This window comes from Xanthomonas sp. NCPPB 2933 (genome assembly GCF_056725225.1).
The window spans coordinates 2,022,026-2,037,082 of sequence record NZ_CM161518.1; the positions used below are offsets into that span (position 1 = coordinate 2,022,026).

General features: G+C 61.0%; 10 protein-coding genes and 1 pseudogene. 5 read left to right on the forward strand and 6 right to left on the reverse strand.

Annotation, left to right across the window (positions count from 1 at the left end; translation table 11 throughout):
* Positions 1 to 499 precede the first annotated feature (499 nt).
* Positions 500 to 1,786, reverse strand: a pseudogene (locus AC1PLU_RS08220) (Y-family DNA polymerase).
* Positions 1,786 to 2,265: a LexA family protein gene (locus AC1PLU_RS08225; protein WP_481108170.1), complete on the reverse strand. Its 480-nt coding sequence runs from the start codon at positions 2,263 to 2,265 to the stop codon at positions 1,786 to 1,788. Before AC1PLU_RS08225 ends, AC1PLU_RS08220 begins: the two are co-directional and overlap by 1 nt.
* Before the next feature lie 700 nt (positions 2,266 to 2,965).
* On the opposite strand from AC1PLU_RS08225, the gene AC1PLU_RS08230 reads away from it, so the two are divergent.
* Together AC1PLU_RS08230 and AC1PLU_RS08235 are read left to right on the forward strand one after the other, a co-directional pair.
* Positions 2,966 to 5,512, forward strand: a complete 2,547-nt coding sequence (locus AC1PLU_RS08230) for a pre-peptidase C-terminal domain-containing protein (protein WP_481108171.1) — start codon at positions 2,966 to 2,968, stop codon at positions 5,510 to 5,512.
* A 75-nt stretch (positions 5,513 to 5,587) separates the two neighbouring features.
* On the forward strand, positions 5,588 to 5,938 hold the full coding sequence (locus AC1PLU_RS08235; RefSeq protein WP_481108172.1) for a hypothetical protein: 351 nt from the start codon (positions 5,588 to 5,590) through the stop codon (positions 5,936 to 5,938).
* Positions 5,939 to 6,066: 128 nt separating this feature from the next.
* Here AC1PLU_RS08235 and AC1PLU_RS08240 read toward each other — a convergent pair whose 3' ends face one another.
* Positions 6,067 to 7,815, reverse strand: a complete 1,749-nt coding sequence (locus AC1PLU_RS08240) for a recombinase family protein (protein ID WP_481108173.1) — start codon at positions 7,813 to 7,815, stop codon at positions 6,067 to 6,069.
* Here AC1PLU_RS08240 and rimO point away from each other — a divergent pair.
* Entirely contained in the window at positions 7,787 to 9,157 is a 1,371-nt protein-coding gene (gene rimO, locus AC1PLU_RS08245) for a 30S ribosomal protein S12 methylthiotransferase RimO (RefSeq protein WP_268214688.1), read from the forward strand. The two genes, AC1PLU_RS08240 and rimO, sit on opposite strands and share 29 nt — an antisense overlap.
* 116 nt (positions 9,158 to 9,273) lie before the next feature.
* Here rimO and greB read toward each other — a convergent pair whose 3' ends face one another.
* The gene (gene greB, locus AC1PLU_RS08250; RefSeq protein WP_481108174.1) at positions 9,274 to 9,780 is read right to left on the reverse strand and encodes a transcription elongation factor GreB; all 507 of its coding nucleotides are present in this window, start codon (positions 9,778 to 9,780) and stop codon (positions 9,274 to 9,276) included.
* A gap of 104 nt (positions 9,781 to 9,884) precedes the next feature.
* Between greB and AC1PLU_RS08255 the strand changes: the two genes are divergently transcribed.
* A complete protein-coding gene (locus AC1PLU_RS08255) occupies positions 9,885 to 11,351 on the forward strand; it encodes a rhomboid family intramembrane serine protease (RefSeq protein ID WP_481108175.1) in 1,467 nt (488 codons plus the stop codon).
* 473 nt (positions 11,352 to 11,824) lie between these two features.
* Here the strand turns inward: AC1PLU_RS08255 and AC1PLU_RS08260 are convergent, their stop codons facing one another.
* Positions 11,825 to 13,099: a hypothetical protein gene (locus AC1PLU_RS08260; RefSeq protein ID WP_481108176.1), complete on the reverse strand. Its 1,275-nt coding sequence runs from the start codon at positions 13,097 to 13,099 to the stop codon at positions 11,825 to 11,827.
* Positions 13,100 to 13,716: 617 nt separating this feature from the next.
* Here AC1PLU_RS08260 and nudK point away from each other — a divergent pair.
* The gene (gene nudK, locus AC1PLU_RS08265; RefSeq protein WP_481094530.1) at positions 13,717 to 14,316 is read left to right on the forward strand and encodes a GDP-mannose pyrophosphatase NudK; all 600 of its coding nucleotides are present in this window, start codon (positions 13,717 to 13,719) and stop codon (positions 14,314 to 14,316) included.
* A 203-nt stretch (positions 14,317 to 14,519) separates the two neighbouring features.
* Here the strand turns inward: nudK and AC1PLU_RS08270 are convergent, their stop codons facing one another.
* Positions 14,520 to 15,041 carry a hypothetical protein gene (locus tag AC1PLU_RS08270; protein ID WP_481094531.1) on the reverse strand — a complete coding sequence of 174 codons (522 nt, stop codon included), beginning with the start codon at positions 15,039 to 15,041 and terminating at the stop codon, positions 14,520 to 14,522.
* Positions 15,042 to 15,057: the final 16 nt, after the last annotated feature.

A 15,057-nucleotide genomic window follows, 5' to 3' on the forward strand; every position in this document is an offset into this window, starting at 1 on the left:
CGCCTCCCGGTGCATTTCGGCAAATGACCATCGGAACCAGGTAATCGGTAATCGGCGACCTGAAACAGGGTCTAAGCGGTTGATGGAAAAGGGAAATTACAGATTACCTTTTGGGGTGATTTAAGGTAATCAACCTCCCATAAAAAAGTTATGTGATTGAAATTAAAGAGTATTTTTTGGGAGGTTGATTACCTCTCCAAAAGGTAATCCCATTACCTCCCAATTACCCTTTAATTACCTTTGATATTGTTAAATAAGCTATTGATACGTAAGGAGTTTGTAGCGTTCCTTGGCGCGGATTACCTAAATTACTTTGTTCCGATGGTCATCCCGAAAATTTCCCATTAGGGGCCTGTAAGGGGGCTCCAACTACCGCCTTGCGCCCACGCTTGAGCACTCGCGCACTGACCGCCCGCCTCGCGTGATTGGCAACGCCTGCAGGGTGCCGCAGAAGTTCGAACTAGACCGAGATGCCTGAGTCAGGCCTGCTGGCGCGCCGTCAGCACGTGGCGCGCGGAAGATCTGCCAGTGAGGTAGTGAAGCGTCCCGACAAGAGCTCTTGCCGCGAAGCCCAAGATGGAGAGTTCTGCCACCCGCTTGCACCGAGGCCGGCCGTACCCCGACCGAAGCGTCGGTTGATAGCGTCCAAGGCGCTCATCAGCTTCTCGTCGCCGATGCGAGCCGGAGTGAATAGGTCGCCCTGCAGGTCTTCAGGCTTGGCTAGATCCATCAGGCACACGCCGGCCTTCTTGTAGGCGAAGCCTTCTCGCATGAAGCCCTGGAACAGCCGGCGTACAGTCGTGAGCACGATGCGGCTGTCAGAAGTGGCGGAGGCGAGTGGGGCGGTGCGTGATGGGTTGTGCTGAGGTACGCCCGGCTTGAACGAATCCGTTTCGGCAAAGATGCCAATCGCGCTCGACGTCAATCCGCGAGCGCGCCGCTTTTCGGTGGCACGCATGGCGAAGGTGGCCAGCGCCTCTGACATATCTTGCGGGTCGCTTACTCATGTCCCGAACGATCGGCTGACCATGATTTGCTGGCGGTCTGGCTCGACCTCCTCAAGCTCGAGGCAGGCGTGACCCTGCAGCTCGCGCTGCGTGCGCGCCATCACCACTCCGAACTCCGTGAGCAGGTCGTCTGCAGCTGCACCCCGCAGATCCGCTGCCGTATACACACCGCGTGCCTGCAGCCTGGTGCTCCAGCGCCTACCAACGCCCCAGAGGTCGCCAACTGACGTGGCCCGCAGCACGGCATCGAGCTCGCTTGCACTGAGCGCTGCCAAGTCACAGACGCCAGCTAGATCGGCCGGGTAGCTGCCCGGTTTGCGCGCCGCATCCTTGGCGACCCGGTTGGCCAACTTGGCCAGGGTCTTCGTCGGCGCGATGCCGATGCAGTTCGGGATGCCAGTCCATTGGTGAACGCGCTTGCGTAGGTCGACCGCGAGCTGCCGGCGATCGCGGATCCCGGCCAGGTCAAGGAACGACTCGTCAATGGAGTACACCTCCACACGCGGCGCGGCTTGGCGAAGGATCACGCCGATGCGCGAGGCGATGTCGCCGTACAGACCGAAGTTTGCGGAGCGCAACGCCAGCCGCCGGCGGATCTGCGTGGGCACCTTGTGGATGGGCTGTCCCATCGTCACGCCCAGCGCCTTGGCCTCGTCCGATCGCGCAATGGCGCAGCCATCGTTGTTGCTCAGCACGACCAACGGCCTGCCGCGCAGCTCGGGCTGGAACACCCGCTCGCAGCTGGCGTAGAAGTTGTTGCCGTCGATCAACGCGAACATCAGCGGCCAGCGCGGGAATGAGCGCGCGTGACCTGGCGGACCACGCCCACGACCGCGAACACCTCAACCTCTGTGCCTGGCGCCAGGACGATCGGCGCGCAATGCGGGCTGCGGCTATGCAGCTCGATGTGGTCAGACGCGACCTGCAGGATCTTGCAGACCGGCTGATTGCCGTCCCAGATGGCCAGCACCATGTCGCCATTGATCGGACTCACTGAACGATCCACCACAAGGATGTCCCCGTCGCAGACGCCGGCCAAGATCATGCTCCAGCCCTCGGCGCGGTAGAGGAACGTGGCCGGCGGGTTGCGGATCAACACCCGGTTCAGATCAAGCTCATCGTCCTGAAAATCCTCAGCGGGCGAGGGGAACCCCAACCGGATCCGGAGTGCGCTGACAGGCAGGCCTAGCGGCGCCGGGTCGGGGCAGGCAGGCCCCAGCAGGCGGGCGTAGGTATGGGGTGGCGGCAGGCACAACATAGCGTGAACTCTCGCGAGACGATGTCTCACATCTCGAGACGGCCAGCCAAGTTAGCAAAATTACTAACAACCGAGTCAGGCCTCCCTAGAGCGGGTGATGAACCTTTAAGAATGGACGCCGCATCGTTGCGCGTGAGGGCGGTGAAGACGGCGACGGCCCGGGCTAGCAGGTGTTGACGGCAGGTGCCTGCTATGCAGAGCGTTTCTTACTGTGTCGCATCTGCAACAGCGACAACTTTCGGGCCATGTCGCCTTTTCCCGCGAGGGTCGAAGAAGATCCGCCGCCTTGCGGCGTTAGGCACGCTATCGGTCACGCAAGCCGGTGCCGCCACTTGATTTAGACTTTGTTGCCTCAGATTAATCTGACACCTCTAGGCGCGCTTTTCCTATGGGGTCAGAAAAATCCTAGGAGCACACTGCATAAGGGGGCGTTAGATCCATCGGAGCTTGGAAGCATAACTCGGTTGGATTTCGCGGTTTAAGAAAGCTTTCAAGGCTATTCAATAGCGATCCCGGAGTAACGATCGTCGCAGAAGCGCGGACGCCTTTCAGGATTTTATCAAAGATTATTCAAAGGGAATTTTACAGTATGAGATGTATCTCTTATCAAAAGGCGCTTCTCCTCTCCGTCGCTGTTGGTGCACTGTTGGCTGCGCCAACCACCCTTGCTTTCAGCGTTCCACAACATTTGCAGATTACAATGGAATCGGCCGGCACTATCCAGGCCCTGATTTATGGAAAAAGCCAGGTGATGAGCTTGGCAGCCATCGAGCAGATTCAGGAAGGGAATGAAACAACCGATGACATTCTCAAGCGGAATGCTGCACTGTTCCATCCGGAGTGGCACTTCACCAACGAGCAATTCGCAGCGGCCTCCGCCTCGATCCTTCGTGATAAGGCCGAGATCATCGCAAACTTGCCCAAGGCCGGCAGCAATCTGCCTGGCGACCCAGCGTTAGCAAGAAAGCGCCTCGGGCGTGCGCTGCATACCATCCAAGATTTTTATTCCCATGGTAATTATGTAGAGCAGGGCAATTCCGCCATTAAAGCAGAACTCGGGGTATCGGTTCTGCCCAATCCAAGTGCCGCCGCCGATCAGTGCCTAGATCCGAACACGCTGATGAATGGCACGGGATCGAGTGTCACCACGGCTTACTTCGTTGGGGAACTGACGGACTTCCTGCCGGGCTTTCCGGGTGCACGAGGTTGCAGGACTGACCTCATGCCCAAGAACAAGTGCTTCCACGGTAACTACACGCCTACCTGCCAGGGCATCAACAAGGATCTCGATGCCGCCGGCGCGGCTGAGGAAGGGGTCACCATGAACCCTAATCACCCCGAAGCGCGCCGCCTAGCGGTGGAAGCAAGCAAAGTCTTCTTGAAGAATCTGGTGGCCGATCTCGCTGGAAACGACCGCGCGCTTGCAGCTTTGTTTGACGTGAAAGGCTCGCTGGGCTTCTTGATCGATACCACCACCAGCATGAGCCCGAGCATTGCTGGCGTCACCTCCACGGTCGAAAAGATCATCGCCGATGTCCAACAAGACGCCGATCTCGCCCCTGATAGCTATGTTCTGACGACGTTTGGTGACCCCTACGTTGACGCCCCCGTGTTCACTAGCGATCCCCAGGAGCTCCTAGGCGCGCTGCGGTCCATCTCGCTGCATGGTGGCGGAACGGATTGTCCCGAACTGACCAATACCGGCCTGCTCGCCGCCTTGAACGCGTCGTCGCCGATGTCGCAGTTGTACGTGTTCACTGATGCTACTTCCAAGGATCAGCAGAAGCAGAGCGAAGCGATCGCGGTCGCTCGGGCGAAGGGCATCAAGGTGACCTACGCGTTGACCGGAAGCTGCTCCCCTATAGACCCGTCCTACATCCGCGTCGCCAACGAAACGGGTGGTCAGGTGTTCCGATTGACGCCCTCGCAGATGCCACGCACCGCCCCGTTGATCGTATCGCGCTTGGGAAGTGGCTTGCAGTCGATCGCCATCAAGACCGGGGTGGCGGCCACCAGCAGCCCAGGGACTGAGATTGCGGTTGATTCGGGCATGCGTGTCCTGTCGATCAGCGTGACTACACCGGCCAATAACTCAGGCGCGTCCTACGCGGTCCAGATCCGCAAGCCCAACGGTGCGTTGCTGCAGGCAACCGATGTTGGCGCTTCCATCAACGCCATCGAATCGGGCACGATCGCGGTCCAGCAAGCGCCCGAGCCGGGAATTTGGCGGGTGTTTGTCACCGGCTCCGGACCATATGAGCTGGCGGCTTCCGGTAAAAGCAAGGTGGAGCTTCTGAAGTTTGGATTTGTCCAGGGCAGCGGAGACATCCATGGCGGCTACAGTCCGATTGCGGGTCAACCGCGTGCGGGGGAAAGTGCTCTGGCAGAGGCCAAGCTCGTGGGCGCTACCAGTGGCGTTACCTGGAACCTGATCAACGAGTCCGGTAGCGATCTCGGAGCGGTCTCGCTCACCAGCAACTTTGTGCATGACGGGGACCGATCTGCGGTCATGGGGCTGATCTCCCCGCCCAATGTTGCTTTCCGGCTGGTCGCAACGGGCCTGGACAGCACGGGAACGCGGTTCACCCGCGTCCACCCCACTCTGTTCAAAGGACAGTCCATCGAGCTGGAAACCGTAGAGGTCCTTTCGCAGGATGCGGTGAGGGGCGAGGTCACCAAGGTCCCGTTCAGGATCAAGAACCATGGGGCAGCCGCTACGTTTGCCCTCTCTTCCAGTGCAACCGGCAACGTCACCGCTGCGTCCAGCGTGAGCGAGATTGCGGTCGCTGCGGGAGGCGAGGCGACCTTCGACGTTGCCGCGCAGGTTCCTGCTGCCGCCCCAGAGGGCACCAGCGTGGAGGTGACCGTTTCGGCCACCAGCAAGGCCGACACAAAGATCTCCAATACGGCTTCTGCAACCTTGGACGTGGTGGAGAGCATTCCGCTGCTGACCGACGGCCAGAGGGTCGCCTTGGCCGGCGTAGATGGCGAATCTAAGCTGTACCGGATGATCGTGCCCGCTGGCGCCAAAGTGCTTAGCTTCATCACCTACGGTGGCACTGGCGATGTTTCTGTCTACGCCAGCCAGTCCACGCGGCCAACGCCAACGGACTACCAGCAGAAGTCGACGCGGCCAGGCAATTCCGAAACGGTCCGGTTTATGGCGCCTGCCCCTGGGACATACTATGTTCTTGTCAAGGGCGCCAAAGCGTTCTCAACCACCCTGATGGCGACATGGGCCAACTGAGTGACATAGGTGCCGACTGGAGCCGGATATGGCTCCAGTCGGATTCAACAATTCTGCATCAATCGGGCCGAGCTAATGGTTGCGTCTTCGTTTGACGTCGTTGCTGGCCAGTTGGCACTTGCATCCTGGTTTATCGCGTTCGCCCTGGTGCTGCTGGGTTGGACCCGCAGGATTCGGGGGCATGTTGGGCGCGCGATCAAATACAGTGCCATAGTAAGCTTGGTTGCCGGGCTGGCATTGGCGTACTTGCTACCGTCGTCCAGCTACATTTTGAAATTTACGGTGATGCTTGCGCTCTCGATCTACATGGGCGCCGTCGGGCTGAAATACGGGCCTCGCAGGAGCGCATGGGGTGGTTTGCTAGCGGCAATCCTCGGCTACCCCGTCGTGGCGTTCCAATATGTGCTGATGGAAATGGCCAGGTAATTTCCTGCCCACTAACGCACAATTCCTGTGCGCATAAGCGCGCTTGAAATGAAACGGCATCGACAGCAGTAGCGCGTCTCAGACCACTATGGCTGACGTGTGATGGCCGGGGCAGATCCCAACCCCGCTCAGCGTGACACCGACCCAAGGGAGGCCTCACTTTGGGACGTAGCCTCCGCGATACCAGGTGGCAGCGGGATTTGTACCGTGTCGATCTCCTCGCCAGCCTTCCAACCTCCGGTTTGCCGATCAATGTGCAGCAGTCGGGCGCCGCCACGCTTTGCCATAAGCAAGAGGTCAATGGTGCCCTTCCACGACCGCGAGTGTTCGGGTTTTCTGCCTCGATGGAACACCACGATTCGGTCGAAAGTGTCGGCTACCAGTTGGCGGGCCTTAATGCGCGCGTCATGGTCAAGTGCCTCGACTCCTTCGACTAGGCCTGCCCACGCCTTTGCGGCCGCTGGTTCTGGAGACAGGGCGACAGCTGCCAGCTCGTGTTCCAGTGCTTGCACCCGCCTCTGCTGCTCTGCCAACTCGAACTCAAGCTCGCGGGCGCGGCGCAAGAATGCGGCCGGGGCCTGACCAGCATCGGAAGCCAGCAGGGCATCGGTGATCTTATCTATGCGAGCCGTGGTATCCGAGACCTGTACACGAGCGATAGTTAGCTGGCCGGCAATACCGTCGGCGCGATTCCCGGAATCGAGAAGCCTAGACAGATTCATTTGGTCTGCGCAGAACGTTACCAAGGCATGCTCTATCGGGACTACGCTACAGCTGCCGGCGACCGGGCAGCCTCCTCCCTGAGAGTTACTCACGCAGATCAGACGCCGGTGTCCGTTCTGGGGGCGTCCATCCTCCCGACGGCCACGGGTCATCAAATTCTGAGACACCATCGCTGCCCCGCAGTACCCGCAGAATGCAATCCGCATCCCGGTGATAAGTCCAGGAATTTCACCGGTGCCCTTGCGGCGTGAACGTTGTGCCGTCAGGTGCTGCAGGTCGGCGAACTCTGCCGGTGAAAGTAGGGGAGGGTAGTAGCCAGCCAGTCGGTACTCCTGCCCGTCGACCTCCAGCACCTTTTCCCCGATCAAGGCCCTATTTCGCACGATTCGGTATAGCTGCTGGGAAGGGTTGCCTCCGTTTGTGATCTGCAAACCCCTATCAGCCAGGGTTCTCATGATCCGAACAGCACCGTGCCCCTCGCGGAACATGCTTACCGCAGTGCGCACCGCTTCCCCGCGCTCCGGCACAATTTCAAAGGCTTGGCCAACTAAGCGGAGCCAATGCGGATCTTTGCCATTGCGCACGAGTCCGTGCCACGTGCCGGCTATCCAGCCCTGGCACTGACGATGAATCGCTGCTCGCACCCTTTTGCTTTTGGTATCTGATTCCTCGTGGGCACGGATCATGACCAGGAGGCTGTACACCAGATCCATCGGCTGGGCCTTGAGTCCCTCGCGGTTGTACTCCCGTCCGTCGCTAGCGGTTACGACGGTGATGCCGGCGTTGATGATCTGCGCTAGTTGCGCTTGAGCTTGGATAGGCTCCGCGCGGCTGAGACGGTCCAGCCCTTCAACCACCAACACGGATCCTGCAGGGATGCGCGTGTCATCGATCGCCTGCAGGAACAAGCCCAGGGCGCCACGTGTGACGTGGCGCTGGTGATACGCCGATAGTCCTGCGTCCTGCATTGATAGCTCTGAATCCAGCGTCATGCCGTGCTCCGCCGCCCAGCGTCTCGCATATTCCATCTGTCGATCGGCGCTGCTGCCGGCGGCCTGCTTCGGATCGCTGAATCGCAAGTAGCTGTAAACTTTGGCCTTTGTAGCCATAGAGCCAGGTGTCGCCGTGTCGGATAGCAGAAGTATAGGGTTCATATCGTTAGGCTGCCCGAAGGCGCTCGTCGATTCCGAACGCATCCTCACCCAGCTGCGCGTGGAGGGTTACGACATCGTGCCCAGTTACGACGCCGCCGACGTGGTGGTGGTCAACACCTGCGGCTTCATCGATTCGGCGGTGACCGAGTCGCTGGATGCGATCGGCGAGGCGATGAACGCCAACGGCAAGGTGATCGTCACCGGCTGCCTGGGCAAGCGCCCGGAGCAGATCCGCGAGGCCTATCCGCAGGTGCTGGCGGTGTCCGGCCCGCAGGACTACCAGAGCGTGATGGAAGCGGTGCATGCGGCATTGCCGCCGCGCCACGACCCGTTCGTGGATCTGGTGCCGGACTACGGCATCAAGCTGACGCCGCGTCATTATGCGTACTTGAAGATTTCCGAAGGCTGCAATCACCGTTGCAGCTTCTGCATCATCCCCTCCATGCGCGGCGATCTGGCCTCGCGCCCGGTCGATGAGGTACTGCGCGAAGCAGAGCGCTTGGTGCGCGGCGGGGTCAAGGAATTGCTGGTGGTCTCGCAGGACACCTCGGCCTATGGCGTGGACCTGAAGTACGCCGAGCGCCCGTGGCGCGACCGCATGTATCAGACCCGCATGAAGGCGCTATGCGAAGGTTTGTCGGAGCTGGGCGTGTGGACGCGCCTGCATTACGTCTATCCGTACCCGCACGTGGACGATGTGATTCCGCTGATGGCCGAAGGCAAGCTGCTGCCGTATCTGGACATCCCGTTCCAGCACGCCAGCCCGCGCATCCTCAAGCTGATGAAGCGGCCGGGCGCGGTGGAGAAGACACTCGAGCGTGTGCAGCGTTGGAAGGCGATGTGCCCGGAGATCACCGTACGCTCGACCTTTATCGTCGGCTTCCCCGGCGAGACCGATGCCGAGTTCGAATCGCTGCTGGATTTCCTGGATCAGGCGCAGTTGGATCGCGTCGGTGCGTTCGCGTATTCGCCGGTGGAAGGCGCCAGCGCCAACGCGTTGCCGGATCCGGTGCCGGAAGAGCTCAAGCAGGAGCGGCTGGCGCGTTTCATGGCCAAGCAGGCGGAGATTTCCGCCGCGCGGCTGGAGGCCAAGATCGGCAGCGTGCAGCAATGCCTGGTCGACCTGATCGAAGACGATATCGCCGTGGCGCGCTCACGCGCGGACGCACCGGAAATCGATGGTCTTGTGCATATCCAGAACGGCGGCGAGCTTGGATTGAAGATCGGCGATCTGGTCGATGTGGAGATCACCGACAGCGATGAGCACGATCTGTTTGGCGATGCATTACCGGCCAATGCCCCGATCCAGCAAGGACGGTCGTTGAATCTGCAGATGGTGTAACCGGTCAGGTGTCGGGACACCGCGGTCCGTAGGAGCGCACTTGTGCGCGAAGAGGCGTTATCGATAACGCCCTGTCGCGCACAAGTGCGCTCCTACAGGTCAGCAGATTCGCGCGGCTACTGGCTCGCGTAACCCACCGACACCACGACGAAGGTGTGCTTGCCCGACGGTAGCTGCGCTTCGAATTCATCATCCACGCGTTTTTTCAGCAATGCGCGCGCCAGCGGCGAATCGATGCTGATCCAGCCGCGTCCGGCGTCGGTTTCGTCCGGGCCGACGATGCGGTAGTGCAGCAGGTCGCCGCTGTCGGCGTCTTCCAGCTCGACCTGCGCGCCGAAGAACACCGCGCGCGGATCGGTCGGCGCGGTATCCACCACGCGCAGCGCTTCCAGCCGTTTGCTCAGATAACGTACGCGGCGGTCGATCTCGCCGAGCTGCTTCTTGCGATAGGTGTATTCGGCATTCTCCGAGCGGTCGCCTTCTGCGGCGGCTGCAGCCAGCGCGCGCACCACCTCTGGCCGACGCACGCGCCACAGATCTTCCAGCTCGGCCTTGAGCCGGGCATGGCCTTCGGGCGTGATCAGCGCAGTGCTTTTTTCGGCAGGCGGGCGCCAGCGGCTCATGGGCGGTGTGTCGGACGGCGGGGACGCGATGCTAGCGCGCATGACCTGCTTGCGCATCTGCCGCCGCACAGCGAAGCTTTGCGTTCTCGGACACGGACGCCGTCATGCTACTGATGCCGCTGCACAAAACCTGGTCGCGCCAGAACATTCCTTGGGTGACGCTGCTGCTGGTGCTGATCAATGCGGCGGTCTACCTGGGCTATCAGCGCAAGGACGACGCTTTGGTCGAAAATGCGGTGCGCTATTACGTCGACTCGGGGCTGGGTGCGTTGGAGGCGCAAGCCCATGTGCGCTATCTGGAGCAAACCCGCGACGCCAAGCTCCGCGCCGCGCGCAAAGCCAAATTGGACAGCGTGCCCACACGCCAACGCATTGCGTATCTGGCGCATCTGACGATGAACGATGTGGCGTTCGCGCAGGCATTGCGCAGCGGCACGCTGTTCAAGGACGAGGAGCGTTTGCGCGAATGGCGCGTATTGCGTGCGCCCTACGACGCGCGCCTTTCCAAGGTATTTACGCTGCGCCATCTGCAGCGTAGCTCGGAGTGGTCGCCGGCACGGATGCTGACGGCGACATTTCTGCATGGCAGTTTCGATCATCTGCTGGGCAACATGCTGTTCCTGCTGGCGCTTGGCACCTTGCTGGAAGGGGCGATCGGCAGCGGCTGGTTTCTGCTGCTGTATCTGCTCGGCGGGTTCGGCGCCAGCGCGGCCAGCCTGTGGTGGCGCTGGGGCGAGCCGGGCGGCGGGTTGGGCGCATCCGGTGCGATCGCGGCATTGATGGGCGCGTTCTGCGTGGTCTGGGGGCGGCGCAAAGTACGGTTTTTCTACTGGTTTTTCGTGGTATTCAACTATGTGCGTGGCCCGGCGATTCTGCTGTTGCCGCTGTGGTTGGGCTGGGAGCTGTACAGCCTGTTGTCGAGCGACAATGCCGCGGTCGCCTTCGAGGCGCATGCCGGTGGGTTGGTCAGTGGCGCGCTGCTCGGTGCCTTGCTGGTGCTGTTGCGGCGCACCCGACCTGCCTTCATGGAAGAGGGCGATGCCGTGCTGGTGGACGATCGCTGGGAGCGCGCGCAGCGGCATCTGGGACGCATGGAAAACGTCGAGGCCGAACGCTTACTAGCCGAGTTGGCCGGCGAGCAGTCGCACAATTTGGAGGTGGCACTGGCGCGTTATCGCACCGCGCGCAATGCAGGCCATCGCCAGGACAGCTTGCGGCATGCGCAGACGCTGTTACAGCTGCAGACGCATCACGCCGAGCAGACGCGCATCCAGCTGGCGGTCGCTGCCGAGTTGAGCAAGGCCAAGATTGATTGCGCGCTGCCGGCACGGCTGGCCTTGATCGGTGCGTGCATGCGCAATGGGTTGCTGGCCGACGCCGAGCGGCTGTTGAAAGAATGCGAACTCAGTGCGTCGCGCGCGGAGTTGGCGCAGCACTGGTTCGTGCTGGCCTTGCGCCACGGCGAGTTGCAGGACGGCGCGCAACGTACGCGCTTGTTGCGGCTGGTGCTGGAGCAGTTTCCGGAGCAAGGCCAAGCCAACAAGGCGCGCTTTCTGCTCGACAGTGGGTGAGCCGGTTCGGTTTGCTGGCTTGCTGTGACAAACCGACCATTAGCGCCTATCGATTGCAGAGCGGGTGATCTGCGGTTTGGCTGCAGGGCCCTTGCCCGCCCACCGTCGCGGGACACGCCGCAAGTACGTCCATGTAGGCTCTTACGCGGCATTCATGCCGCGTAAGGTCCCGCGACGGTGGGCGGGCAAGGACCAGTCGGGATGGTTGGTATGCATGGTCTTAAACAAAGCAACCGATCAACTCTCTGGTGCGGTGTCCTCACCGATTGCGGGACCGTGTGGCGGCATGGATGCCGCCACCGAGCCTCCAGGGATGGATTCACGGCGTGTCCCGCGAGCGGTGAGGGCACCGCGCCCTCGGTGATGCGGGTTTGCTGCAGGGCCCTTGGCCGCATGGTCGCGAGCAGTACACGCCGCGAGACTGTCCGATGACGGAAGATCCGATTAGCTCCGTCAAAAAATTTGCCAGCCACTCAAGCCGGTTGAATCGCCACCGCTTTCAGCGCAGCTTGCAGCTTCGCGCGTAGTGCATCGTTTTCGCACTGATCAAGGGCGTTTCGCAGCACTGCACGCGCCTGGTCGTCGCGGCCGAAACGTTCGGCCAGCAGCAACCCTGCGTCGAGCGACCACGTTGGCAGCATCACGTCGCGCGGCCATGCGCCGATGGCAGCTAGCAGGCCGTCGGTCGCCAGCTGGAATTGCCCGGCCATCTTGGCGCGCTCGGCCAGCAGCGTGGCTTGCTCAGGCGTCAGCGGTGTAAATGCGGGATTGCTGTCCAATGCTTCGCGCTGCAAGGCGAGTGCGCGGCGCTCCTGTTTTTCCTGCAGCAAGCGATTGATGTAGTGGCGCGTGTGTTCGTGCAGTTCGTCGTTGCGATGATGTTGCCGTAGCAGACGCTGATACAGCTCATGCACGGCAAGGCTCACTGCGCGTGATCGCACCGCGCCGCGTAACGCTTGAAAGGCTTCGTCGGCATGTCCGTCGCGCAGGTACTGCTCTGCTTCGTCTAGCAGGCGTTGATCCGGGTCTTCGCGCTCGACTGCCGCGCCACTGCTGGGCACATAGCCGAGTTCTTCGTGGTACTGGTACACCAGATAGCCCATCAGATGGAAGCTGGCGAACAGGCTCCAGATCGAGGCAATCACAACGGTCGCTTCCCGTACGACCGGCGGCAGATATTTCACCGCAATGAACACCGCTGCCGTGCCGCTGCCCTGGATCACATACAGCAGGCCGTATGCGGCCAGGTACGGCCAGCCGATGCGCAGCGCCATGTCGATCGACACTGCCGGGTTGAGCGCACGGCGCAGGCTGCCGTCGATGGCCAGCGCAATCATCATGCCTGGCAGCAATAGCTGCACCACCAGATACGCAATGGTCAGGCCGGGCTTGCCGGCCAGTACGCCGGCCGCACCGATGACGATGCCCAGCGCAAGCGCCAGCAGAATCAGCCTGAGTACGGCGCTATCGAACGTGTTGTAGCCGAGTCGCGGTGCGTCGGCTTGCCCATCTGCGCTGTGGCGCAGGATGTCGAAGGCATAGGTGTAGGTCGCCATGCCCAGCACGCCGGCGATCAGCAGTTTCAGGATGCCTGGCAACACCAGCAGTGCGCTGCACAGGGTCAGCGCAATCAGCGCGTACAGCGCAGAGCCGCGTAGCGGGTAGGTGGCGATGGCGGGAATACGGGTCCAGAACGGTGCTGGCGCGGCCTGCGCCGCAACCCTGCGTGCGCGAAAACGGTCTTCCATGACGCTCCCCAAGCGTGTGATGTGAAGGGATTGTGCGGTGGTGCGCGTCGCCGTGCAATTGGGATGTAACGGCGCCTGCCTGTTGAGCCCGGTGATACACGGCAGCGGGTGGGGCTTGGCGCGTAGCCGCATGTGGAACGACACGAACTACGCAAGGTCGGGCGTCGGTATCGACGGTTCAGTGGGCCGTGCGCTATCGAAGAAAGCGTCTGGCTCAAGGAGCACGTGATGGCAATTAGAGGGTTTGCAAAGTGGTGCCGGCGTTGCGTATGGATATGTGGTCGCGACACATTGCCAGTCGCGCGAGTAATGCCGACGTCGCGGTCCTGCGGTTCGTTATCCTGGTGACGTACGCACTTCCGTGCTTCAGTCGACCGTGCCGCGTCGCGGTCTGAATGACCGGCAGCGTGGAGTCATTTGCCTAGTACGTACTGATCGCAAAGCAGGTCTTTACATGTCGATATGCGACACGTGCAGTACTTCAGTAGATGACGTAATGCTCCGGATCTTGGTCATCGGTAGACTGTCGACCCGCCGCAGTCATTGCGGATCTTTCGAGCGACCAGACGCGCCAACGTTCGTGGCACTACCGTCGCCCGCATCACAAGGAGTGTCGCTTGAATCCATCCGCCACCGGCAACCCGCAGGTTCGCATTCGCAGCATCGATGTGCTGTCGGACAATTGGTATGTGCTGCGCAAGGTCACCTTTGATTTTCAGCGCAAGGACGGCCGCTGGCAGACCCTGTCGCGCGAGGCCTACGACCGCGGCAATGGCGCCACGATCCTGCTCTACAGTCGCGCCAAGCAGACGGTGATGCTGACCCGCCAGTTCCGCCTGCCGACGCTACTCAACGGCAATGCGGACGGCATGCTGATCGAAGCCTGCGCCGGCTTGCTTGACCAGGACGATGCGCTGACCTGCATCCGCAAGGAAACCGAAGAAGAGACCGGCTATCGCATCGACAACGTGCGCAAGGTGTTCGAGGCGTTCATGAGCCCTGGCTCAGTTACTGAGCGCCTGTACTTTTTCGTCGGCGAATACTTCGATGGCGACAAGGTCAGTGACGGCGGCGGTGTCGAAGAAGACGGCGAAGAGATCGAGGTGCTGGAACTGTCGCTCGATACAGCGCTGGCGATGATCGGCTCAGGCGACATCGCCGATGCCAAGACCATCATGTTGCTGCAGTACGCCAAGTTGCATGGTGTGTTGACTTAACTCGAACATAAGCTTCATTGGAGCACGGGCGTTGCTAGTCGGCGGGAGGTGTCGCGTCGGAGTCTTTGCAATGACCGCAAAATTGCCCGTCTTGCGCGTCAGTGCTCATAGTCGGTAGAAGCAGAACTATAGACAGCCAATCCATTGAAAAAGACTGGCCTTTCTTTGCCACAGTCCTTCGCGCAAACCAAGGCGTGCCGTTGTCAGCGCACCCTTCTAAGCACCTTGTCGTCGTATTCCGGTGATCTGCCGCTGTGGCAGTTATGGCCGTCTTGAGCGAGAACGTAAATGGGATGCTTGTGGTCCGAGGGGAGAGGATCCTCTTCGACGGCAAACCCGTAGATGTTCGGTCCGACCATCGGATCGTGGACGTCTATGAAGTTGAGCACCAGACAGCTACCGCTCGCCTCGTCTAGGTCCCAGGCACCGGTAATCGTCCGGGGTGGGCCGTTCAGTTGGTTGCCAGCGATGCAGGTGGTTTTTAACGTGTAACGCTGCATGTTTCTGCTGGGAGTCGGCATCGAAAGAAAAAGCTCTGCGCGGACAGTCTGGCAGTCTTGCGTGTAGGAGGCGAGTTGCCCTGTGTAGGTGCCGGTCAGTACCTGCTGCCGCTTTAGAGGCCAAAGATCACTCCGATCTTTCTGTTCAGCTGAGGCCGTGCTGACGACGACAAGCACGAGGGCGATCGTGCAGGCCAGCAGGGTCTTCTTGGCATCCTTGCTCATGGTGCTTCCTCCTTAA

What these genes read in the sequence shown, in the direction of transcription:
- AC1PLU_RS08230 (WP_481108171.1), top strand. Translation starts at nt 2,966, where the DNA reads ATGGAATCGGCCGGCACTATCCAGGCCCTGATTTATGGAAAAAGCCAG.
- AC1PLU_RS08235 (WP_481108172.1), top strand. Translation starts at nt 5,588, where the DNA reads ATGGTTGCGTCTTCGTTTGACGTCGTTGCTGGCCAGTTGGCACTTGCA.
- AC1PLU_RS08255 (WP_481108175.1), top strand. Translation starts at nt 9,885, where the DNA reads ATGCTACTGATGCCGCTGCACAAAACCTGGTCGCGCCAGAACATTCCT.
- AC1PLU_RS08225 (WP_481108170.1), bottom strand. Translation starts at nt 2,265, where the DNA reads ATGTTGTGCCTGCCGCCACCCCATACCTACGCCCGCCTGCTGGGGCCT.
- greB (WP_481108174.1), bottom strand. Translation starts at nt 9,780, where the DNA reads ATGAGCCGCTGGCGCCCGCCTGCCGAAAAAAGCACTGCGCTGATCACG.
- AC1PLU_RS08270 (WP_481094531.1), bottom strand. Translation starts at nt 15,041, where the DNA reads ATGAGCAAGGATGCCAAGAAGACCCTGCTGGCCTGCACGATCGCCCTC.
- AC1PLU_RS08260 (WP_481108176.1), bottom strand. Translation starts at nt 13,099, where the DNA reads ATGGAAGACCGTTTTCGCGCACGCAGGGTTGCGGCGCAGGCCGCGCCA.
- AC1PLU_RS08240 (WP_481108173.1), bottom strand. Translation starts at nt 7,815, where the DNA reads ATGAACCCTATACTTCTGCTATCCGACACGGCGACACCTGGCTCTATG.